This window comes from Micromonospora sp. NPDC126480 (genome assembly GCF_040302465.1).
Classification (GTDB): Bacteria; Actinomycetota; Actinomycetes; order Mycobacteriales; family Micromonosporaceae; genus Micromonospora.
The window spans coordinates 112050-133116 of the sequence record NZ_JBEORU010000003.1 but is presented as its reverse complement, the minus strand read 5'-3'; the positions used below and the strand labels follow the sequence as shown (position 1 = coordinate 133116).

At 74.3% G+C, this 21067-nt stretch carries 23 protein-coding genes and 2 pseudogenes; 15 read left to right on the top strand and 10 right to left on the bottom strand.

What is annotated here, in order from left to right:
- The first annotated feature begins 14 nt into the window (after nucleotides 1–14).
- Genes ABTW87_RS03890 through ABTW87_RS03880 form a run of 3 tightly spaced genes read left to right on the top strand, consistent with a single transcriptional unit; the run spans nucleotide 15 to nucleotide 1650 of the window.
- Nucleotides 15–524 (top strand): NUDIX hydrolase, encoded by a 510-nt coding sequence (locus ABTW87_RS03890; RefSeq protein WP_350648251.1) that lies wholly within the window; start codon nucleotides 15–17, stop codon nucleotides 522–524.
- Nucleotides 518–1330, top strand: coding sequence for a ribonuclease HII (locus tag ABTW87_RS03885; RefSeq protein ID WP_350648249.1), 813 nt, complete (start codon nucleotides 518–520; stop codon nucleotides 1328–1330). The genes ABTW87_RS03890 and ABTW87_RS03885 overlap by 7 nt, the downstream gene beginning before the upstream one ends.
- Entirely contained in the window at nucleotides 1327–1650 is a 324-nt protein-coding gene (locus tag ABTW87_RS03880; RefSeq protein ID WP_007075222.1) for a DUF2469 domain-containing protein, read from the top strand. Before ABTW87_RS03885 ends, ABTW87_RS03880 begins: the two co-directional genes overlap by 4 nt.
- 59 nt (nucleotides 1651–1709) lie before the next feature.
- Here ABTW87_RS03880 and ABTW87_RS03875 read toward each other — a convergent pair whose 3' ends face one another.
- Both ABTW87_RS03875 and ABTW87_RS03870 read right to left on the bottom strand, forming a co-directional pair.
- Nucleotides 1710–2816: a sulfite oxidase gene (locus ABTW87_RS03875; protein ID WP_350648244.1), complete on the bottom strand. Its 1107-nt coding sequence runs from the start codon at nucleotides 2814–2816 to the stop codon at nucleotides 1710–1712.
- Nucleotides 2817–2915: 99 nt separating this feature from the next.
- A complete protein-coding gene (locus ABTW87_RS03870; RefSeq protein WP_350648242.1) occupies nucleotides 2916–3548 on the bottom strand; it encodes a methyltransferase domain-containing protein in 633 nt (210 codons plus the stop codon).
- Nucleotides 3549–3703: 155 nt separating this feature from the next.
- On the opposite strand from ABTW87_RS03870, the gene ABTW87_RS03865 reads away from it, so the two are divergent.
- Nucleotides 3704–4252, top strand: a complete 549-nt coding sequence (locus tag ABTW87_RS03865) for a murein hydrolase activator EnvC family protein (RefSeq protein ID WP_350648240.1) — start codon at nucleotides 3704–3706, stop codon at nucleotides 4250–4252.
- 151 nt (nucleotides 4253–4403) lie between these two features.
- On the opposite strand, the gene ABTW87_RS03860 is transcribed toward ABTW87_RS03865, so the two are convergent.
- From ABTW87_RS03860 to ABTW87_RS03850, 4 genes and pseudogenes are all read right to left on the bottom strand, one after another.
- A complete protein-coding gene (locus tag ABTW87_RS03860; RefSeq protein ID WP_350648239.1) occupies nucleotides 4404–5585 on the bottom strand; it encodes an aminotransferase class V-fold PLP-dependent enzyme in 1182 nt (393 codons plus the stop codon).
- An 81-nt stretch (nucleotides 5586–5666) separates the two neighbouring features.
- Nucleotides 5667–6173, bottom strand: a pseudogene (locus ABTW87_RS30180) (tyrosine-type recombinase/integrase); the annotation flags it as partial.
- Nucleotides 6174–6361: 188 nt separating this feature from the next.
- Nucleotides 6362–6731, bottom strand: a pseudogene (locus ABTW87_RS30175) (site-specific integrase); the annotation flags it as partial.
- Between the two features lie 53 nt (nucleotides 6732–6784).
- A complete protein-coding gene (locus tag ABTW87_RS03850) occupies nucleotides 6785–6931 on the bottom strand; it encodes a hypothetical protein (RefSeq protein ID WP_350648237.1) in 147 nt (48 codons plus the stop codon).
- A 148-nt stretch (nucleotides 6932–7079) separates the two neighbouring features.
- Here ABTW87_RS03850 and ABTW87_RS03845 point away from each other — a divergent pair, with 148 nt between their 5' ends.
- A complete protein-coding gene (locus tag ABTW87_RS03845; RefSeq protein ID WP_350648236.1) occupies nucleotides 7080–7415 on the top strand; it encodes a hypothetical protein in 336 nt (111 codons plus the stop codon).
- Between the two features lie 12 nt (nucleotides 7416–7427).
- On the opposite strand, the gene ABTW87_RS03840 is transcribed toward ABTW87_RS03845, so the two are convergent.
- The 3 genes from ABTW87_RS03840 to ABTW87_RS03830 are packed head-to-tail and all read right to left on the bottom strand — an operon-like array spanning nucleotide 7428 to nucleotide 10576.
- Nucleotides 7428–8624: a DNA-processing protein DprA gene (locus ABTW87_RS03840; RefSeq protein WP_350648235.1), complete on the bottom strand. Its 1197-nt coding sequence runs from the start codon at nucleotides 8622–8624 to the stop codon at nucleotides 7428–7430.
- 59 nt (nucleotides 8625–8683) lie between these two features.
- Entirely contained in the window at nucleotides 8684–10204 is a 1521-nt protein-coding gene (locus tag ABTW87_RS03835; RefSeq protein ID WP_350648234.1) for a YifB family Mg chelatase-like AAA ATPase, read from the bottom strand.
- Nucleotides 10205–10219: 15 nt separating this feature from the next.
- Nucleotides 10220–10576, bottom strand: coding sequence for a YraN family protein (locus ABTW87_RS03830; protein WP_350648232.1), 357 nt, complete (start codon nucleotides 10574–10576; stop codon nucleotides 10220–10222).
- Nucleotides 10577–10781: 205 nt separating this feature from the next.
- Here ABTW87_RS03830 and ABTW87_RS03825 point away from each other — a divergent pair, with 205 nt between their 5' ends.
- The 9 genes from ABTW87_RS03825 to ABTW87_RS03785 all read left to right on the top strand — a co-directional run bounded on the left by ABTW87_RS03825 (nucleotide 10782) and on the right by ABTW87_RS03785 (nucleotide 19789).
- Complete coding sequence (locus ABTW87_RS03825; RefSeq protein WP_350648231.1) at nucleotides 10782–11264, top strand: diadenosine tetraphosphate hydrolase; 483 nt, start codon at nucleotides 10782–10784, stop codon at nucleotides 11262–11264.
- 56 nt (nucleotides 11265–11320) lie between these two features.
- Nucleotides 11321–12277 carry a hypothetical protein gene (locus ABTW87_RS03820; protein ID WP_350648229.1) on the top strand — a complete coding sequence of 319 codons (957 nt, stop codon included), beginning with the start codon at nucleotides 11321–11323 and terminating at the stop codon, nucleotides 12275–12277.
- Nucleotides 12278–12549: 272 nt separating this feature from the next.
- Nucleotides 12550–13374 carry a 30S ribosomal protein S2 gene (gene rpsB, locus ABTW87_RS03815; protein ID WP_350648228.1) on the top strand — a complete coding sequence of 275 codons (825 nt, stop codon included), beginning with the start codon at nucleotides 12550–12552 and terminating at the stop codon, nucleotides 13372–13374.
- A 137-nt stretch (nucleotides 13375–13511) separates the two neighbouring features.
- The gene (tsf, locus tag ABTW87_RS03810; RefSeq protein ID WP_350648227.1) at nucleotides 13512–14339 is read left to right on the top strand and encodes a translation elongation factor Ts; all 828 of its coding nucleotides are present in this window, start codon (nucleotides 13512–13514) and stop codon (nucleotides 14337–14339) included.
- A gap of 160 nt (nucleotides 14340–14499) precedes the next feature.
- Nucleotides 14500–15267: a UMP kinase gene (pyrH, locus tag ABTW87_RS03805; protein WP_350648226.1), complete on the top strand. Its 768-nt coding sequence runs from the start codon at nucleotides 14500–14502 to the stop codon at nucleotides 15265–15267.
- Between the two features lie 68 nt (nucleotides 15268–15335).
- Nucleotides 15336–15893 (top strand): ribosome recycling factor, encoded by a 558-nt coding sequence (frr, locus tag ABTW87_RS03800; protein WP_155333591.1) that lies wholly within the window; start codon nucleotides 15336–15338, stop codon nucleotides 15891–15893.
- Nucleotides 15894–16192: 299 nt separating this feature from the next.
- Complete coding sequence (locus tag ABTW87_RS03795) at nucleotides 16193–17491, top strand: phosphatidate cytidylyltransferase (RefSeq protein WP_350648224.1); 1299 nt, start codon at nucleotides 16193–16195, stop codon at nucleotides 17489–17491.
- Nucleotides 17492–17595: 104 nt separating this feature from the next.
- Complete coding sequence (rlmN, locus tag ABTW87_RS03790) at nucleotides 17596–18741, top strand: dual-specificity RNA methyltransferase RlmN (protein WP_350648222.1); 1146 nt, start codon at nucleotides 17596–17598, stop codon at nucleotides 18739–18741.
- 31 nt (nucleotides 18742–18772) lie between these two features.
- On the top strand, nucleotides 18773–19789 hold the full coding sequence (locus ABTW87_RS03785; RefSeq protein ID WP_350648221.1) for a DivIVA domain-containing protein: 1017 nt from the start codon (nucleotides 18773–18775) through the stop codon (nucleotides 19787–19789).
- Nucleotides 19790–19855: 66 nt separating this feature from the next.
- Here ABTW87_RS03785 and ABTW87_RS03780 read toward each other — a convergent pair whose 3' ends face one another.
- On the bottom strand, nucleotides 19856–20077 hold the full coding sequence (locus tag ABTW87_RS03780) for a DUF2631 domain-containing protein (RefSeq protein ID WP_350648219.1): 222 nt from the start codon (nucleotides 20075–20077) through the stop codon (nucleotides 19856–19858).
- 92 nt (nucleotides 20078–20169) lie between these two features.
- Here ABTW87_RS03780 and ABTW87_RS03775 point away from each other — a divergent pair, with 92 nt between their 5' ends.
- On the top strand, nucleotides 20170–21057 hold the full coding sequence (locus ABTW87_RS03775; RefSeq protein WP_350648217.1) for a hypothetical protein: 888 nt from the start codon (nucleotides 20170–20172) through the stop codon (nucleotides 21055–21057).
- Nucleotides 21058–21067: the final 10 nt, after the last annotated feature.

Sequence of the window (21067 nt, the reverse complement as noted above, 5' to 3'; positions counted from 1 at the left end):
GGCAGGCTGGGGCGGTGACCGTCTACACCCCTCGTCGTGCCGCGCGGGTGCTGCTCGTGGACGCCGCCGGCCGCGTCCTCCTCTTCGAGGGCACCGACCCGGCCCGGCCCGGGCACCGGTACTGGTTCACGCCAGGAGGCGGGCTCGACCCGGGCGAGAGCTCGGCGGCCGGAGCCGCCCGCGAGCTCGCCGAGGAGACCGGCCTGCGGCTCGGCCCGGCCGACCTCGGCGCGCCGGTGTGGTCAGAGACGGTCGAGTTTCCGTTCGACGGCGTCTGGTACCGGCAGGAGCAGGAGTTCTTCCTGGTCCGGGTGGCCACGTGGGACGTCGACACGGCCGGCTTCAACGCCGTCGAGCGGGCCAGTGTCGCCGGGCACCGCTGGTGGTCACCGGCCGATCTGGCGGTCAGCGGTCAGCGTTACTACCCGCCGGACCTGCCGTCGGTGCTGGCCCGCGCGCTGGCGGCCGTGCCGCCGGCCGGTCCCGGGGGTCAGCCCGCCGCGGGTGGGGTCGCGCCGTGCTGACGCCGCCGCGCACCGTCGTCCGCCGCGACGGCGGGCTGTACGCGTTGGAGCGTGCCCTGCAGCGGCGCGGCTTCCGGCACGTGGCCGGCGCCGACGAGGCCGGCCGGGGCGCCTGCGCCGGCCCGCTGGTGGCCGCGGCCGCGATCCTGCCCGAGGGGCGGCGCGGTGAGATCGACGGGCTCGCCGATTCCAAGCTGCTCACCCCGGCCAGCCGCGAGCGGGTGTACGAGGAGGTCGTGGCCCGCGCCCTGGCGTACGCGGTGGTGGTGATCCCGGCGGAGGAGGTCGACGCCCGGGGTCTGCACGTGTGCAACCTCGCCGCGATGCGGCGGGCGCTGGCGTCGCTGAGCACCCCACCGGAGTACGTGCTCACCGACGGCTTCGGCGTGGACGGCCTGGACGTGCCCGGGCTCGCGGTGTGGAAGGGTGACCGCGTCGCGGCCTGCGTCGCGGCGGCGAGCGTGCTGGCCAAGGTCACTCGGGACCGGATCATGGTCGAGCTGGACGGTGCGTTTCCCGGTTACGGGTTCGCGGAGCACAAGGGTTACATCACGACCGAGCACTCGGCCGCCCTGCGAGAGCTGGGTCCGTGTGCCGAGCACCGTTTCTCGTACGTCAATGTCGCGACGGTCTCGGGCCGGCACGAGGCTCCGCCCCGGGCCCGTCGGCCACTGGGTGCAAGGCCGGACGAGCCGATGGAGCGCTCCGGCGCGCCAGGGGGTACCGTCGGCGTGGCGTTGGGCGAGCGGCCTCGGCCCTCGACGCCGGTGGGGGAAGATGTGGTCATGGAAGGCGGAATGGGATGAGCGCGGAAGATCTCGAAAAGTACGAGACAGAGATGGAGCTGCAGCTCTACCGGGAGTACCGCGACATCGTCCGCCAGTTCTCCTACGTGGTGGAGACCGAGCGCCGGTTCTACCTGGCGAATCAGGTCGACCTGCACGTGCGCAACTCGGACGGCGAGGTCTACTTCGAGGTTGAGATGCACGACGCCTGGGTGTGGGACATGTACCGCCCCGCCCGGTTCGTCAAGAACGTCCGAGTGATGACGTTCAAGGACGTCAACGTGGAAGAGCTGGAGAAGCCGGACATCTCGCTTCCTGCGGACTCGGGCTTCGGCGGCTGACCTCCCGGCCGGCGCGTCTGCCGCCGGCACGCGGACACCACGGTCCCCCACCGTGCCCGTCACCCCTCCAGCACCACCACCTCGACCCGCTGGACGAGGTTGTTCGCGAACCCGCCCCGGTTCCACGGCTGCTCCACCGGCTGGGTCCGGCCGGAAGCGTCGGTGGCGCGGGCGCTCAGCACGTACCGGCCCGGCGTCGCCGTCCACTCGTGCCGCCAGCGCCGCCACGCGTACGGGCCGTCCGAGCTTCCCGCCAGGTCGGCCGCCGTCCAGGTCGTACCCCCGTCGATGGTCACCTCCACCGAGACCACCGGGGCGTGGCCGGACCAGGTGCGGCCGTCCAGGACGCACGGGCCGGGGCGGAGCACGCGGGTGCGGGACATGAAGTCCGGGAAGCCGGGCGGACGGACCAGGGCGCGTGGCTCGATCCGGGTCACCGGCACACCCGGATCCTCGGCGTCCTGCCGCAGCCGGTAGGCCACCGCGTTCTGGTAGCCGGTGAACTCCTCGGTCAGCACGCTGACCGAACGCAGCCACTTGACGTGCGCCATGCCGTACCAGCCGGGCACGATCAGCCGCAGCGGCGCGCCGTGCTGCGGCAGCAGGGGAGAGCCGTTCATCTCGTACGCGAGCAGCACCTCCTCGCGCAGCGCCTCCGCCACCGGGAGCGCCCGCTGGTAGTCCTGCTCGACGCCGCGCTCCACGCCGTGATCGGCGCCGGTGAAGACCACGTCCACGGCGTCGGCGGGCAGCCCCGCCTCCCGCAGCAACGGTGCGAGCGGGGTGCCCGTCCACTCCGCGTTGCCGACCGCCTCCACCAGCCAGGGCTGGCTGACCGGCCGCGGGTGCAGCAGAGCCCGCCCGTTGCCGGCGCACTCCAGGGTCACCCGGTGGCTGACCCGGGGCCGGGCCCGCAGGTCGGCCAGGCTGACGGCGAGCGGCCGGTCGACCGCGCCGTCCACGGTCAGCACGTGGGCCGCCGGGTCGAGGTCCGGGATGTCGTAGTGGATCAGCAGGTAGTGCAGTCCGGCCGGGGTGACGTCGTAGCGCAGCGCCTCCAGCGGGATGCCGTGGTTGCGGGCGGCGAGCTGGAGCTCCTCGGCGCTGATCGCCTCGTCCGGCTCGGCCAGTCGCGACGGACCGCTGACATCGTCCACTGTGGTCATGCGCACTCCCCGGCCCCGACGGCGGCGGCCCCGCCGTCACCCGGACCCAGCCTAGAGCTGCCGCCGTCGGACCGTCATCACCGCTCCCGCCGACGTCTGCTACCGGTCGGTGAACTCGAACATCGTCACTCCGGCCGGCAGGGGACGCGACGCGGTGCGGAGGCGGTGCACGCCCACGCCCACCCGGTCCGCCGGGGTGCTCACCGCCACCGCCTCGAACCCGGCCCCGGCGAACCAGTCGCAGATCGCCGGCACGAGGTCCGGCGCACCCCGGTGCCGGGTCCAGATCACCGTGCCGCCGGTGGCGCAGAGGGCGGCGCAGTGCCCGACGGCGGCGCGGATGTCGGCCTCCGGGACGTTGCCGAAGATCCCGCAGGCCAGGACCAGGTCGGCCGGGGCGAGATCCGCGTACGCGTCGGTGCGCGCCGCGTCACCGACGACCACCTCGACCGCCGGCAGCCCGGCCGCCGTCGCCGCCGAGCGGGCGACCTCGGCGTTGCGGGGATCCAACTCGACCAGCCGGGCGGTCACGTCCGGCCCGCGGCGGTGCGCGGCGAGGACCGGTATGAGGTCCCGGCCCTGGCCGGCGCAGAGGCTGATCGCACGCAGCGGGCCGGATGGAGCCTGGTCCAGCGCGTCGGCCACCCGGCGGCGGACCTCCCCGAGCCGGCGGGACAGCGCCGAATCGGGATCGTCGTAGTCCGCGTGCCAGCCGTACCAGTCCTTGGTCATCCGGCCAGCCTAGACATGTGGCCGGCGGCTGGCGTCCCGGCGCCGCCATAGCAGATCAACTCCGCTCGCGGGGTCTGTCCACAGGGCGGCCGTCGTCCACAGCGGGCGGGTCGCGGGGTGGCGGCCGGGCGGGACGGTTCGGAAGGGTGCCGGGTATGCGACCCTTCCCGATCCTCGCCGCCGTGCTCGGCATCGTGCTGGCCGCCGCGCCCCCGGTCGCCGCAGCCGGGCCTCGTGCTACCGCGACCGTCGCCGCGCCGGTCCCCGACGCCGGCGTGCACGTGTCCTTCCGTTGGCCGCTGCCCGGGACGCCGCCGGTCGTGCGGCGGTTCGACCCGCCACCGCAGCCCTGGCTGCCCGGCCACCGCGGCGTCGACCTCGCCGCGGCGCCGGGTACGCCGGTGCTGGCGGCCGGCACCGGCACCGTCACCTTCGCCGGTGCGGTCGCCGGCCGGCCGGTGGTCACCGTGGGGCACGACGACGGCCTGCGAACCACCTACGAGCCGGTACGGCCCGGCGTCGAGGTCGGTGTCCGGGTCGCAGCGGGCACCCCGATCGGTCTCCTGCGGGCGGGCCACCCGGGCTGCGCGGCCACGGCCTGCCTGCACTGGGGTCTGCGCCGGGGCGACACCTACCTCGACCCGCTGGCGCTGCTCGGCCGGGGACCGGTGCGGCTGTTACCGCTCGACGGCGTGCTCCGGTAGGGCGGCCGGTCGCTGCCCGCTCGGCGGTCGCCGACGTGCGGCGGTCGCCGACGTGCGGCGGTCGCGGGTCGTGCGGCGGTCGCGGGTCGCGTGGCGGTCGTGGGCCGTTCAGCGGTTGCCGGCGTTCGGCGGTCGCGGGTCGTTCGCCGGGTCAACGCTGGGCTAGCAGCGGCGGAAGCGACACCGCGAGCCGCTCGTACTCCGCCGCCGAGTTGTACACCTGACCGCACAGCCGCAGCCAGCCCCGCCCGTCCCAGGCCATCACGGCCACCTCGGCGGCCAGCCGCTCGGCGATCCGGGCGCGCAGGGCCCGCGCGGTGTCCAGCGTGGTGGCGAGCCCCGGTGGCAGCGGGACGATCCGCATGGCGACCCCCGGCCCGCCGGGGTCGGGCAGGTCGGCCGGGCGCACCCCGAGCGCGTCCCCCAGCACCCGTTGGCCGTACGCGGCCAGCGCGGCGTTGTGCGCGCGTACCCGGTCGGCACCGAGGCTGCGCAGCGTGAACAGACCCACCGGCGCGGCCAGCCACGGCGTGTAGTCGGCCGTCGCCTGCCACTCCACCCGGCCCGGGAAACCGGACTCCTGCTCCCACGAGACGGCCAGCGGCTCAATGCGCTCCCGCCACGACGCGGCCGCCACGAGCGCGGCGGTGCCGCGTGGCGCGTACGCCCACTTGTGCAGGTTGCCCACCCAGAAGTCGGCGCCGATGCTCGCGACCGGCGCGGCCAGCATGCCCGGCGCGTGCGCCGCGTCGACCAGCACCGCCACCCCTGCCGCGCGACCGACCTCCGCGATCGCGGCGACCGGGAAGAGCCGGGCGGTGGGCGAGGTGAGCTGGTCGACGACGAGCAGCCGGGTGCGGCCCGGGCGCAGCCCTTCCCGGACGATCTGGAGGACCTCCTCGTCGGTCGCCTCCAGTGGCACGCGCAGCGCGCGGGTGACCGCGCCGGTGCGGCGGCACTCCCGGTCGATGGCGAAGTCGACCGCCCCGTACCCGTGGTTCGTGGTCAAGACCTCTTCGCCCGCGCGCAGCCCGAGCGACTGGAGCACCACCGCCACCCCGGTCGTGGCGTTCGGCACCAGCGCGGTGCCGTCCGGGTCGGCGCCGAGGAAGCTCGCCAGGTGCCGGCGGGTGTGGGTGATGCGGTCGACCAGCCCGGCGGTGAAGAAGCGCAGCGGGTTCGCCTCCATCTCGTCCCGCAGGCGCTGCTGGGCGCGTTGCACGCCGATCGGCACCGCGCCGAACGACCCGTGGTTGAGGTGGCTCACCGCGGGATCGAGGGAGAACAGCAGGCGCGCTCCCGGGATCGGCTCGGGCGGCCGCACAACGCTCACCCGATGATCGTAACCGTCCGTCGATCTACCGCTTGTCACCTACGGCGGGGCGCTCCCCGGCCAGGACGCCGGGTTGTCCGGTCAGGCGCGGGGATGCGCCTGCCGGTACGCGGCCCGCAGCCGCTCGACCGACACGTGCGTGTAGATCTGAGTGCTGGCCAGCGAGGAGTGGCCGAGGAGTTCCTGCACGGCACGCAGATCCGCGCCGCCCTCGAGCAGGTGGGTCGCCGCCGAGTGGCGCAACCCGTGCGGGCTGACCTTCGGCAGGCCGGCCGCCGCCGCGTACCCGCTGACGATGCGCCGCGCCGTCGTCGCGTTGAGCCGCCCGCCCCGCGCGCCGAGCAGCAGCGCGTCCCTCGATCGCGGGCCGGCCAGGCTCGGCCGGCCGTGGCGGAGCCAGGCGTCGAGCGCCCGTTGCGCCGGAACGCCGTACGGCACCGTGCGTTCCCGGCCGCCCTTGCCGAGCACCCGGAGCAACCGCCGGCCCGGGTCCACGTCCGCGACGTCAAGCCCGCACGCCTCGCTGACCCGCACCCCGGTCGCGTAGAGCAGCTCCAGCAGCAGCACGTCCCGCAGCCGCACCGCGTCGTCGCCGCCGGCCGCCGGTCCGACGTTCGGCGGGGTACCCATTCGCCCGCCGGTCGGCTCGCCACCCGCGCGCTCACCGGTGGTCGCATGCTCACCGGTGGTCGCGTGCTCACCGGTGGTCGTGGGGTCGGTGGTCGCGGGGTCGGTGGTGGTGGGGTCGGTGGTGGTGGGGTCGGTGGTGGTGGGGTCGGCGGTCGCGAGCAGAGCGGCGGCCTGGTCGGCCCGGAGCACCGTGGGGAGTTTCCGGTGCGCGCGGGGACTGGCCAGCGGCGCGGCCACGTCCGCCGGAAGCAGGCCGCCGCGGTGCGCCCAGGCGCTGAAGGTGCGGGCCGCCGCGGCGCGCCGGGCGAGCGTGGACCGGGCCGCCCCGGTCATCCGCTGCCGGGCGAGCCAGCTGCGGACCACCGCGAGATCCAGGTCGGCGGGACTGCGGCCACCTGCCCGTACGGCATGATCGAGCAGGGAGACCACGTCCGTGACGTACGCCCGGACGGTGTGAGCGGAGCGGTTGCGGACCTGGGCCAGGTACGCGGCGAACTCGTCGACCGCCTCGCGCATGGCCGGCGGCAGGGCAGCGTGCAGCGCCCGCGTGGCCCGGCTGTCTGGCCGGCTCACCGGCCGGCCCCGTACCGGCCGGCCCCGTACCGGCCGGCCCCGTACCGGCCGGCCCCGTACCGGCCGGCCCCGGTCCGGCCGGTGCCGGTTCGGGGCGACGGCGGGTCCGCCGGTGCGGTTCCGGAGTGCTTGTCGGCGCGCACCCGTTCAGCTTACGGTCGCTGCAACCGCCGCCGAAGGTGCCGGCGGTCGCTGGTGGAGCGCGTCATGCCGCGCGTCCACCAGGGACCGTGCGGGCACGGCCTGCCGCGCGGTCCGGCACGCGGTCGGACGCGACGGAACGGGGCAGCAGTGGGACTGGACGTCGTTCTCTACCGGACGCTGCGGGCGAGCAGCCGGGGCGTCTCGTACGTGCCCGTCCGGGTCGTGCCGGACGACGACGACACGCTGCGGGGGCTCCTGGACCGGCACCGGGGCGCCGGTCGTACGCCCCTGCTGGACCGGCTGGACCGGGTCGGTGAACAGGCCTTCGACGCGCAGTCGGTGCCGACCCTCCTCACCGAGCTACGGAGCCTCGCGGAGGTGGCCGGCTCCGACGTGGAGGTCGCGCACGTCCGCGACGTCGCGGCGCTCGCCCGGCGCTGCCTGCAGGAACCGGGCACCGAGCTGCGGTTCGAGGGCGACTGAACGACACTGCGCTCACCTCCCGCTGCCGAGCCGGGTGAGGAGCGCGTACCCGTTGCCGCGCCGGACGACGAACCCCAGCTCTTCGAGCAGGGCCAGCTTGCGCAACGCCGTCCGGACCGCCACCCCCGACCGGGCGGCGATGTCGTCCACGCCGGTCACCCCCCGCCGGGGCAGCGACTCCAGCACCGTCGTGGCGTCGTCGTCGAGCCGATCCCGCGCCCGCTCGGGTCCCCGGGCCGGCGGCGCCAGGTCGCCGCCGATGCGGCCCACCTCCTCCAGCACGTGCGCGACGGACGCGACCAGCCGCGCGTGCGGGTACTCCCGCAGCAGCTCGTGTGCCCCGACCGACATCGCGGAGGTCACCGGGCCGGGGACCACCATCGCCCGGCGTGCGATGGCGAGGGCCCGCCGCATCGTCTGCGTGGCGCCGCTGCGTGCGGACGCCTCCACCAGCACGCTGCCACGGGTCGCGGCCGCGATCACCCGGTTACGGATCAGGAACCGGGGCCGGAACGGCTCCGCTCCGGGCATCCACTCGCTGACCAGCAGCCCGGTGTCGGCGATCCGGTCGAAGAGGGCGGCGTTACCCATCGGGTACGGCCGGTCCAGGCCGCACGCGAGCACGGCGACGGTGAGCCCGCCCGCGTTCAACGCGCCCCGGTGGGCGGCGGCGTCGATGCCGAAGGCCCCGCCGGAGACCACCGTCCAGCCCCGCTCGGCCAGCCCGTACGCGAGCTCCGTGCTGACATGGAGGCCGTACCCGGTGGCCGCCCGTGCTCCCACGACCGCGACCGACCGGTCCAGCGCCTCGGCCAGCGGCCACCCGCCCCGCACCCAGAAGCAGAGCGGCGGAGCGGTTTCCCGATCGACCTTGCGGGTCGCGTCCGGGAGGACCAGCCGGCGCAGGCCGTCCACCGGCGCCGGCCACTCCTCGTCGGCCGGCGTCACCAGGCGGGCGCCGTGGCGGTCGGCCCGCTCCAGCGCCTCGGCCGCCGTCGCCAGCGGGTCCCCGGCCGCGAGCCGCGTCGCCACCGCCTCCCGCAGTGACTCGTCGGGGGCGCCGCCGTCCCGCAACAGCGCCAGCGCGTCGACCGCGCCGTGCCGCTGGACGAGGTGGAACACCGAGCGGGTGCCCGGCTCGGTGAGCCAGGTCAACGCCACCCGGGCCAGCCGGTCGGCCTCCGTCCCCGCAGGTCGCACGTCCGTCATGGCAGTCTCCTCGTCCGGACCGATCCGGTCCGCTCCGGCGGTGCCTCCGCCCAACCCGGTCACAGCGCCTCCCCGGTGCGCAGGCCGATCGCCTCGCCGACGTCGTCGATGTCGGGGCGGTCGCGGCCGTCCAGGTCGGCGACCGTCCACGCGAGCCGGAGGACGCGGTCGAAGCCCCGGGCCGAGAGGGAACCGCGGTCGAGACGACCCCGCAGCTCCCGGGTGACCCGAGCGGGAAGGCACCAGGGTGGCCGGCGCAGCACCGGGCCGGGCAGCTCCGCGTTGATCCGCCGGCCGACGCTCGACCAGCGGGCGGACGCCGCCGCACGGGCCGCCGCGACCCGGGCGGCCACCACGGCGGACGGCTCGGCGCAGCCCGCCACCTCGGTCAGCTCGGCCGCACGGATCGGCTGGACGGTGACCTGCACGTCGATCCGGTCGAGCAGCGGCCCGGAGAGACGCCCGAGGTAGCGGCGGCGGGTCAGCGGTGTGCACTCGCAGGAGGTGTCCCCGGACGGCTTGGCGCACGGGCAGGGATTGGCCGCGAGGACGAGCTGCACCCGGGCCGGGTACTCGGTGCCGCCCCGGGCCCGCGCCAACCGGATCCGCCCATGTTCGAGCGGCTGCCGCAGGGCGTCCAGGGCGCCCTTGGTGAACTCGGGAGCCTCGTCCAGGAAGAGCACCCCGCGATGGGCCAGCGAGACCGCGCCCGGACGGGCCAGGCCGGAGCCCCCACCGACAAGCGCCGCGACGGTCGCGGTGTGATGCGGCGCCTGGAACGGCGGCCGGCGGATCAACTGCCCGCCGGGCGGCGTCAGCCCGGCGATCGAGTGCAGGGAACTCACCTCCATCGCCGCGTCGTCGTCGAGTTCGGGCAGCACCGACGGGAGTCGTTCGGCGAGCATCGTCTTGCCCGCGCCGGGCGGGCCGAGCAGCGCGAGGTGGTGCCCGCCGGCGGCGGCCACCTCCAGCGCCCGCCGACCCAGGGCCTGACCGGCCACGTCGGCCAGATCGGGTACGGACGGGGGCGCCGCCGGCGCGGGTCGGGGCGGCTCCAGCAGCGGGCTGCCGTCGGTGACGAAGGAGACCAGCCGGTGCAGGGTGTCCACGGCGCGAACCCGCACCCCGGGGATCACGGCTGCCTCGGCGGCGTTGTCGATCGGGACGACCACCCGGTCGTGACCGGCGCGGGCCGCCGCCGCGACCATCGGCAGCACCCCGCGTACGGGGCGGACCGTGCCGTCGAGCCCCAGCTCGCCGAGGACCACCACCCCGTCCAGGGGCAGCAGCGGCAGCTCCCCGGCGCTGCCGAGCACCGCCGTGGCGATGGCCAGGTCGAATGAGGATCCGAACTTGGGGAGGGTGGCGGGAAGGAGGTTGATGGTGATCCGGCGGTTGGGCCAGGCCCGGCCGGAGTTGACCACTGCGGCGCGGACCCGGTCCCGCGCCTCGTGCAGGGCGGTGTCCGGCAGGCCCGTGATCGCCACGGTGGGCAGGCCGGGCGCGAGATCCGCCTCGACCTGCACCACGTGCCCGGTCACCCCGACCAGACCGACGCAGTGCACCCGCGCGTAGCTCACCGGCGCGCTCCCATCTCAGAACGCTCCCTTGACGTGCTCGACCTGCGCCGGGCCGCCGGTGAGGCGGACCGCGAGCACGTCGAACCGCACCTCGTCGGCGGTCGTCCCGGTCTCCGCCAACCAGCGGGCCGCGAGGCCGCGCAGCCGGCGGGCCTTGGCGCGGACGACCGCCTCGGCGGGCGTGCCGAAGTCGTCGGTGCTGCGGGTCTTCACCTCGCAGAACGCCAGGATCGGGCCGTCCCAGGCGATGATGTCGATCTCGCCTGCGGTACAACGCCAGTTGCGAGCCACGGGCCGCAGGCCCGCCGCGATCAGGTGCCGAAGGGCGCAGCGCTCCCCGTACGCGCCGACCGCCTGGTTCCGTGTGGTCATGCCGGGCACGGTGCCCGGTGCGCGGGCCCGCCGCCGTCCCGGCAAGCCGAGCTGTGGACAACGGGTTCCCCTGTGGACGAGCGGACGATCATGCCCCTGGTGTGCTATGGCGCGGGCTGTCTTCCCAGGCGGCGCGATGTATCGACGAACATGAGCGGTGATTGTCCGTGCGCCCCGCCCGACGAAAGTCGTTAGCGTCGCGGGCATGACAACCGACTGGCGGGCCGACCGGGTCCGCGCCGCCCTCGACGGCCGCAACCCGACGGTGCTGCGCCGGCTCAACGCCGGTTTCGCCGTAATCGGTGATGTCCAGCATCTGCCGGGATACTGCGTCCTCATCACCGATGACCCGGCCGCGGACCGCCTCGCTGACCTACCGCGCGACCGTCGCCTCGCGTTCCTGGCCGACCTGGACCTGCTGGGCGCGGCGGTCGCGGCCGTGTGCGCCCGGCGCGACCCCGGCTTCAGGCGGATCAACTACGAGATCCTCGGGAACCGGGACGGATTCCTGCACGCGCACGTCCGTCCCCGGTACCACTGGGAGCCGGTCGAGGTGCGGGACTGGCCGGTCTACCGGTACCCCGACGAGGTGTGGCGCGATCCGGCGTACGCCCTCGGGAGCCGGCACGACGACCTGCGGGCGCAGTTGGCGACGGAGCTGGACCGGCTCGCCGACGACGCAGGGTGACGTCCGGTCGAGCGTCCTCGCGGAATCGGCCCAGGTTGGGCCTGTCCAGCCGGCGAATGGCGCGCTCGCGGCCGGTCGCATACGGTGCCCGCGTGGACGGACGACGGAGTTTTCCCGAAGATCAGGAGTCGCGTTGGTATCCCGCTGACCGGGAGCCGGGTTACGGGGAGTCGACCTGGCGCGGCGCGGGCGAGAGCCGGTACCGCGAGGACGACCTGCGCGTGCCCGAGCAGGGCGGCGCGGAGGCCCGGTACGGGGACCCCGGCCGGGGGCAGTTTCCCAACCCGGAGGACTCCGGCGCGTTCCGGATCGGCGAGGACGACTCGGGGCGCTTCAGCTCGGTGGGCGGCTATGCGGACGGCCGGTCGGAGGCCGACGCGTACCGATCGAGCCGGTCGCGACGGGCCGAGACCAGCCCGGAGGTCTCCGGCGAGCTCCCGGCCGACCGGCCGGGGCGGCGTTCCCGGGAGGCGCGCGACGGGTTGTCGGCCTCCAGCGCCGACGCGCTCGGTGGGGTCGGTCCGCTCGCCGATCCGGCCCGGCCGGCGGGCCCGCTGGGCGGGTACCCGATCGTGGAGCCCAACCGCCCGCTGGCGGAGCCCAACCGTCCGGCCGCCGAGGCGCCGAACCCGCTGGAGCTGCCGACCGGGCCGATGCCACCGGTCGGGCCGCGGGGTGACCTGGCGCCCGGGGCGCTGCCGGCTCCGGCGTCCGGCGACGGTGTCTACCGGACCCGCCGACCGGCGCTGGCGGCGCTGCTCGCCCTGCTGGTGCTGGTCTTCGAGGTGCCGGCGTTGCGGGTGCTGCTCACCGGGGTGACCGGGGATCCGGTGTCGGCGGCGAACGTGATCGCCGGAACGTTCCTGGTCTGCGGTCTGCCGATCTTCGCGACGGGGCTGTACGGGCTGCGTACCGGTGGGCTGTCGCTGGCCGATGGCTGGTTGCGTCCGCCGACCGCCTACCTGACCGTCGGCCTGGTGCTCTTCGTCGCGGCGGCGCTCGCGGTGGGCTGACCCCAGGTGTTAACAGGGGCCCCTTTTACAACGCCAGGCGTTAACAAGGGGCCCTTCCTTGCTCCCGGGCACGGGGTGGCCGGGAGGGGGCGTACACTGGTCGACTGGCGACCGCCTCGTGCGGTCGACCTCGCGCGCCCTCTCCACGCCCTGTCGTGGGGCGACGGCCTCCCTGGTCCCGATCTTGGTCGGGCCCACCATGGCCGGCGACCGGGCGCCAGGACGCCCGGCCGCCGGCCGGGCGTGACAACCAGGGACGCAAGGAGTACCCCATGGCCGTCGTGACCATGCGTCAGCTGCTGGAGAGCGGTGTCCACTTCGGGCACCAGACCCGGCGCTGGAACCCGAAGATGAAGCGCTTCATCTTCACCGAGCGCAACGGCATCTACATCATCGACCTGCGCCAGACCCTCGACTACATCGAGAAGGCGTACGACTTCGTGCGCGGGACGGTCGCCGAGGGCGGCTCGATCCTCTTCGTCGGTACCAAGAAGCAGGCCCAGGAGGCGATCGCCGAGCAGGCGACCCGGGTCGGCCAGCCCTACGTCAACCACCGCTGGCTCGGCGGCATGCTGACCAACTTCCAGACGGTGTACAAGCGGCTCCAGCGGATGAAGGAGCTGGAGGCGCTGGGTGACCTGAGCGGCACCGCCGCCGGCTACACCAAGAAGGAGACGCTGCAGCTCTCCCGCGAGAAGGAGAAGCTGACCCGTACCCTCGGCGGCCTGCGGGACATGCAGAAGCTCCCGGCCGCGATCTGGGTGGTCGACACCAAGAAGGAGCACATCGCCGTCGACGAGGCCCGCAAGCTGGGCATCCCGGTCATCGCGGTCCTCGACACCAACTGCGACCCGGACGAGGTCGACTACCCGATCCCGGGCAACGACGACGCGATCCGGTCGGCCGAGCTGCTGACCAAGGTCGTGGCCGCCGCCGTCGCCGACGGCCTGATCGCCCGTTCCGGCCGTCGTCGGGGCACCGACGAGAAGCCGGAGGCGGGTGTCGCCGCCGACGAGCCGCTGGCCGAGTGGGAGCGCGAGCTGCTCGAGGAGCCGAAGAAGGGCGACGAGCAGCCGGCGGCCGCCACCGCGGAGTGACCCCGCGCCGCGGTCCCGCCGTCCGGTCCGCCCGGGCGGCGGGGCGCGGCGGACGGGCCGGGCAGATCCGGCCCGGATCCGGGTAAACCGGGACCTCAGACCATCCCACCCGCAGTCTCAACACCGAAGAGAGAGCCATGTCCAACTTCACCGCCGCGGACGTCAAGAAGCTCCGCGACCTCACCGGCGCCGGCATGATGGACAGCAAGAAGGCGCTGACCGAGGCCGAGGGCGACTTCGACAAGGCCGTCGAGATCCTGCGCGTCAAGGGCGCCAAGGACGTCGGCAAGCGGGCCGGCCGGACGGCCGCCAACGGCCTCATCGCGCACTCCGGCAAGGCGCTGCTGGAGCTCAACTGCGAGACCGACTTCGTCGCCAAGAACGACAGCTTCATCGCGCTGGCCCAGCAGCTGGTCGAGCACGGTGAGCGCAGCGGCGTGAGCACCGCCGAGGAGCTGCTGGCCACCGAGATCGACGGCCGGACCGTCGCCGACCTGGTCCAGGAGCAGTCGGCCAAGATCGGCGAGAAGCTGGTGCTCAACCGGTTCGCCAAGGTCGACGGCAACGTCGCGGTCTACCTGCACCGCAAGGCGCAGGACCTGCCGCCGGCCGTCGGCGTGCTGGTGCAGTACGCCGGCAAGACCGACGAGGCGGGCGACGCCGACGCGCGGGGCGCCGCCATGCAGATCGCCGCCATGCGGCCGCAGTACCTCACCCGCGACGAGGTCCCGGCGGAGGTCGTCGAGTCCGAGCGGCGCATCGCCGAGCAGACCGCCCGCGAGGAGAACAAGCCCGAGGCGGCGCTGCCGAAGATCGTCGAGGGCCGGGTCAACTCCTTCTTCAAGGACTACGTCCTGCTGGAGCAGGCGTCGGTCACCGACAACAAGAAGACGGTGCGGCAGGTGCTGGCCGAGGCCGGCATCGAGGTCACCCGCTTCGTCCGGTTCGAGGTCGGCCAGGCCTGAGCCGCACCGCGGGGGTGAATCCGCCCGCGGGAGGGAATCTTGACGAGGAGGTCGCCGGTGTACGTGTCAGGCACCGCGGCCTCCTCGTCACATAGGGTCGGTCACGGCAGTTTCGCGGTACGCGGCGCGCGGGGCGCACGCATGGTGAAGGGCGGGGCGGATGACGCAGGTTGTGAGTGACCGGAGTCTGGCGGCGGACGATCCGACGGCGCCGCCTCCCGGTCGGGCCCGCCGGGTGGTGCTGAAGCTCTCCGGCGAGGTGTTCGGCGGGGGCGCGATCGGTGTCGACCCGGATGTCGTCCAGGCCATCGCCCGGCAGATCGCGACAGTGGTCCGGCGCGGCGTGCAGGTCTCCGTTGTGGTCGGGGGAGGCAACTTCTTCCGCGGCGCCGAGCTGCAGAAGCGCGGCATGGACCGGGCCCGGGCCGACTACATGGGCATGCTCGGCACGGTGATGAACTGCCTCGCCCTTCAGGACTTCCTGGAGAAGGAGGGCATCGAGACCCGGGTGCAGAGCGCCATCACCATGGCCCAGGTCGCCGAGCCGTACATCCCGCTGCGCGCCATCCGGCACCTCGAGAAGGGTCGGGTGGTGATCTTCGGCGCCGGCGCCGGCATGCCGTACTTCTCCACCGACACCGTCGCCGCCCAGCGCGCCCTGGAGATCCGGGCCGACGTGGTGCTGATGAGCAAGAACGGCGTGGACGGCGTCTACACCGCCGATCCGCGCATCGACCCGACCGCCAGCAAGTTCGACTCGATCACCTTCTCCGAGGTGCTCCGCCGCAACCTGCGGGTCGCCGACGCCGCGGCCTTCAGCCTCTGCATGGAGAACGGCCTGCCGATGCTGGTCTTCGGCGCCCAGGGCGACGACACCATCATCCGGGCGGTGGGTGGCGACAAGATCGGCACCCTGATCACCACCTGAGCGAGCCGACCTCGACGGTCCTCCGACACGACCAGCCACGACGAGCACAGAAGGAGGCGAGGAGACCGGTGATCGACGACACCCTCCTCGAGGCCGAGGAGAAGATGGAGCGTGCCATCGAGCACGCCAAGGAGGAGTTCGGCGCCATCCGTACGGGTCGCGCCAACGCCGCCATGTTCTCCAAGATCATCATTGACTACTACGGCAGCCCGACCCCGCTGCCGCAGATGGCGTCCATCGGCGTGCCCGAGCCCCGCATGGTCATCATCAAGCCGTACGACAACTCGCAGATCAACGCCATGGAGAAGGCGATCCGCGACTCCGACCTCGGCGTGAACCCGAACAACGAGGGCAACCAGCTGCGCATCCTGCTCCCGCAGATGACCGAGGAGCGGCGCCGCGAGATGATCAAGGTGGCCCGGCACAAGGGCGAGGAGGCCAAGGTGGCGGTCCGCAACATCCGCCGCAAGGCCAAGGAGGAGCTGGACCGGCTGGTCAAGGACGGCGAGGTCGGCGAGGACGAGGGACGCCGCGCCGAGAAGGAACTGGACGACCTGACCCACCGCTTCGTCGCCACCGTCGACGAACTGGTCAAGCACAAGGAAGCGGAGCTGCTCGAGGTCTGACCTCGACGCCCGGTCGCCGAAGCGGCACCGGCCCACGACCCGGGTGCGGGGCGTGCGCCGGTGCCGCTTCGACGTAACCGCCGGTCCGGCCCGTAGCGGTCCGGTCGGCCCGCCAACGGTCCCGGGTGCCCCGGCGGCGGGTGCAGTAGGCTCGGCACGATTCCCGGGCCACCCGGCGGTGAACGGCGGGGATCGACCGGTTTACGGGCCGGTCAACCGGAGGAAGGTCACTCGGGTAGGGGAATGGTCTTGGTTGTGCGTCTGGTCGTCGGTTCCGTGTCCCGCCCCACCGGTGCGTGATGTCCTCCGTCGACCCCTACGGCAGCGCCGAACCCCGCAACTGGGAGCGGCCGGACCGGCCCGCCCCCGCCCTGCCCTGGCCGGACCGGGACCTCGAGCCCGGGTCGTGGACCAACGGCTCCGCCGTCGCACCCGACCACTACGCCGACCCGCGCACCGGCCCGCCCGCCGACACCGGTGCGGCCTACCCGGGCCACGCCCCCGGTGGCACGGGCCGGTTCCGCGAGCCGGGCGACCCGGCGTATGCCGACCGGCGGGCCCCGGTGAACGGGCGCAACGGCCACCGCGGCCCCGACGAGGACGCCGACTACCCGACCGCGCAGTTGGAGCCGGTCCGGGACGACCCGGCCGGCTCGGAGTACCCGACGACCCAGCTCGAACCGGTGCGGGACGACGCGACCCCGGCCGGGCAGGAGCCGCCCCGGGGCCGCCGCCAGCCGGGACGGCGCCGGGCCACCGGCGCCGCGGCGCGGCAGCCGTCCGGGCGGGCCGGCCGTAACCTGCCGGCGGCGATCGGTGTCGGGGTCGCGCTCGGTGCCCTGATCCTCGTGCCGCTCTTCCTGTACCCGCCGGCCTTCCTGCTGGTCATCGCTGGCGCGGTGGCCGTCGGCTGCTGGGAGACGGCGCGGGCCGTCGGCCGCGCCGGCGCGCACCCGCCCCTGGTCCCGTTGATCGCCGGTGGTGTGCTCACGGTCGGGCTGGCCTGGTTCGCCGGGCCCGACGCGCTCACCCTCGGCCTGGCCGTCACACTGCTCGGCACGCTGGTGTGGCGCCTGGGCGACGGGCCGGCCGGGTTCCGGCGGGACGTCACCGCGGCCGCCCTCATCGCCGTCTACGTGCCGTTCCTGGGCGGTTTCGCCGCGCTGCTCACCGCCGCGCCGGACGACGGGCCGCTGCGGGTGCTGGTGACCCTGGTCGCGGTGGCGCTCTCCGACACCGGGGGGTACGCGGCCGGCGTCAACTTCGGCCGGCACCCGATGGCCCCGACGATCAGCCCGAAGAAGTCCTGGGAGGGCTTGGCCGGGTCGCTCGGGGCGGCGGCGCTGGGCAGCGCCCTGCTGATCTGGCTGCTCTTCGACGTCGCGCCCTGGTGGGGCGCGCTGTTCGGCGTGGCGGTCTCGGCCGCGGCCGTCATCGGCGACCTCGCCGAGTCCATGCTCAAGCGGGACCTGGGCGTGAAGGACATGAGCAACCTCCTCCCCGGGCACGGCGGCCTGATGGACCGGCTCGACTCGGTCCTCTTCGCCCTGCCGACGGCGTACCTGCTGCTCGCGGTCTTCGCCCCGGTGGCGGGCTGAGTCGTGAATCACCCTCCGCTGGTGTCCTCGTCCGTGCGGTCGGGCAGGATTCGGCACCTCCGGACGGGTGCGTCCCGGTCCGGGCGTGACAGACTGGACCCGCCATGACGAGCCTGCCCCTGACCCCGGTCAACCTCGACGCCCCCGCACGCCGTGCGGCGATGCCTCCGCAGCATCTCGCCGATCTCGACCTCGCCGGCCGCCAGGCGCTGGTCGCCGAGCTGGGCGAGCCACGGTTCCGGGCCCGGCAGGTGTCGACCCACTACTTCGGCCGGCTCGTCCGGGATCCCCGGCAGATGACCGACCTGCCGGCGGCCACCCGGGAGAAGCTCGCCGGGCAGCTGCTGCCCACGCTGCTGACCCCGGTGCGGGAGCTGGCGTGCGACGACGGCGCCACCCGCAAGGCCCTCTGGCGGCTGCACGACGGCTCCCTGGTCGAGAGCGTGCTGATGGGCTACCCGGACCGGGTCACGGTCTGCATCTCCAGCCAGGCGGGCTGCGGGATGGCGTGCCCGTTCTGCGCGACCGGCCAGGCCGGCCTGACCCGCAACCTCTCCACCGCGGAGATCGTCGACCAGGCGGTCTACCTGGCCGGCGTGGCCGCCTCCGGAGCGGTCGCGGGATCCCCGCCCCGCCTGTCGCACGTGGTGTTCATGGGCATGGGCGAGCCGCTTGCCAACTACAACCGGGTCCTGGCGGCCATCCGGCGGCTGGTCGCGCCGGCCCCCGAGGGACTGGGCCTCTCCCAGCGCCACATCACCGTTTCCACAGTCGGCCTGGTACCGGCCATCCGCCGACTGGCCAGCGAAGACCTCTCAGTGACCCTTGCGTTGTCGCTGCATGCCCCCGATGATGAGCTGCGCGACGAACTCGTGCCCGTCAACCAGCGGTGGAAGGTGTCCGAGGTGCTGGATGCGGCCTGGGAGTACGGGGCCCGCACGGGACGTCGTGTATCGATCGAATACGCGATGATCAAGGACGTGAACGACCAGCCGTGGAGAGCCGACCTGCTCGGGCGGCTGTTGGCCGGCAAGCTGGCCCACGTGAACCTGATCCCGCTCAACCCCACTCCGGGCAGCCGCTGGGACGCGAGCCCGAAGCCGGTCGAGCGGGAGTTCGTCCGGCGGTTGCGCGACGCCGGGGTGTCGACGACGGTGCGCGACACCCGGGGGCGCGAGATCGACGGGGCGTGTGGTCAGCTCGCCGCCACGGAGGGCAGTGAGACCGTTGGGACCGGGGAGACACCGTGACCCGGCGTAGCGAACGAGACCAGGAGACATAGTGGCGAGTCAGGGTCAGCGTTTCCGGCGCAAGGCGCTGCGCCGGGGATACAAGGTCGACGAGGTGGACGCCTTCCTCGACCGCGTCGAGGCCACGCTGGCCGGGCAGCCGGTGGGCGCGCCCGTGTCCTCGCAGGAGGTCCACGACGTCGTCTTCCGGGTCCGGTTCAACGGCTACGACGAGTGGCAGGTCGACCTGCACCTCGACCGGGTCGAGCGGCAGCTCGCCGAGCTGGAGGAGCGCAGTGGCATGGCCGGCCGCGACCCCAGGATGGCCGACCGGCTCGGCCCGCCGGAGCGCATGGGCCCGCCGATGCGCGACGAGCGCGGCATGTCGCCGGTGCCGCAGCCGATGCCGCCGCGGGTCATGCCGGCGCAGCCCGGCCCGCCCGACCGCTACGGCCGGTACGACGAGCCGACCGGCGCCTTCGCCGGTGGCTACGACGCACCCCGGGGCGGCTACGAGCCGCCGCGCGGCCCGGGTGGCCCGGGCGGCCCGGGTGCGCCGATGGGCCACGGCGGCCCGCCGCGCGGCCTGCCGGCCGGTCCCGGCGGCTACGGGGACGAGCAGCGGTTCGACGGCTTTGAGGCCGGCCGGCACGGACACGCAGACATGACGGCCGAGTTCCGGATGCCCGACCGGGGTCGCGGCATGGCTGGCCCGCCCTCCCAGCCGCAGGGCGGCTTCGGCGGTGGCCCGGTGGGTGGCCCGCCGGCCGTGCCCGGCCCGCCCGCGATGGCCGGTCCGCCCATGGCCGGACCGCCCGGCAGCGACCTGTACCGGGTCGACCAGATCCGGCGCAGCTTCCAGGTGCGGCGCTTCGGCAGCGGGTACGACCCGGACCAGGTCGACCGGTTCTTCGAGAGCCTGCTCGGCGGGATGCAGGGCCGCAACCAGATGCCGGTGAACCCTCGTGACCTGGACACGCTGCGCTTCGGCCTGGTGCAGGGCGGCTACTTCGAGGCGGAGGTCGACGCCGCTCTCAAGGACGTACAGGACATCCTGCTCGGCCGCTGACCGCGTACGTGGGAGGGCCCGCTCCCGGCCGGGAGCGGGCCCTCCTGCGTCGCCGGGGCCGCGGACCTACGACCGCAGCCCGTTGCGCCGCAGCACGACGTCGCCGATGACGATGGCCAGCAACAGGACGGCGAGGCCGACCAACCAGAGATCCTCGACCCTGCCCTCGTGGTTGCCGCAGAGCATCGCCAGCAGCGCCAGCGCGACGACAACCGCGCCGATCCGCCCGGACTTGCGGTGCCCCGGCTTGTGCTGGTCCGGAGCGGTAACGGGCTCGCTTCCTGCCACTGTCGGTCCTTCCCTCGCGATCGGATCTCCGGTTAGTCTGGCACGCCCCGCACCGGGCCCGGCGCTGGGTCCGACCACCTGAGGAACAGGCCATGCCGGACGCCGACGACCGCAACCTGCTCAAGCGTGCCTACGAGGCGTGGGACGCCCGGAACTGGCCGGTCGCCGCGGAGGCGCTGGAGGCGCTGGCCCGCCGGCACCCCGAGCACCGCCATGCCGGCGTCTGGTGGTACGACGCCGCCCTCGCCCACAAGTTCCTGCGGAACTGGGCCAGGGCGTACGAGCTTGGCCGGGAGGCGGCGGCCCGCGCCGAGCGCGGGACCGAGGACCCGGCGTTCTGGAACCTGGGCATCGCCGCGACGATCATGGGCGACTGGGCCACCGCGCGGGACGCCTGGCGGGGGTACGGGCTCCCGCTCGCCGACGGCGAGGGCGAGATCGTCGAGGACCTCGGGGTGACCCCGGTGCGGCTCGACCCGGCCGGTCGGGGCGAGGTTGTCTGGGCCCGCCGGTTGTGCCCCGCCCGGGCGGAGGTGCTCAACGTGCCCACGCCGGAGTCGGGCCGCCGGTTCAAGGAGATCGTCGTGCACGACGGCGCCCCGAACGGCGAGCGCGAGGTCGACGGCCGCAGCTTTCCCGTCTTCGACGAGCTGCTGCTGTGGCGGGAGTCCCCGCTGCCGACCACCAGCGTCCAGGTGCGGGCCGCCACCGCCGACGACGTGCACGCCCTCGTCGCCGTCTTCACCGAGCGGGGCTACGGGGCCGAGCCGGCGAGCGGCGTACGGGCGATCTGCGCCTGCTGCAGCGAGGGCAGCGTCGCCAGCGACCCCGACCACGTCGTGCACGGCGAGCAGCGGGTGAGCCTCGCCGCGCCGCCGGAGGAGATCCCCGGGCTGCTGGAGGCCTGGCGGGGCGGCGCGCCGGAGTGGCGTTCCTGGACCCCCGAGGTGCCCGACGGCGAGTCGCCGGCCGGCCGCTGAGCTGCGGCCG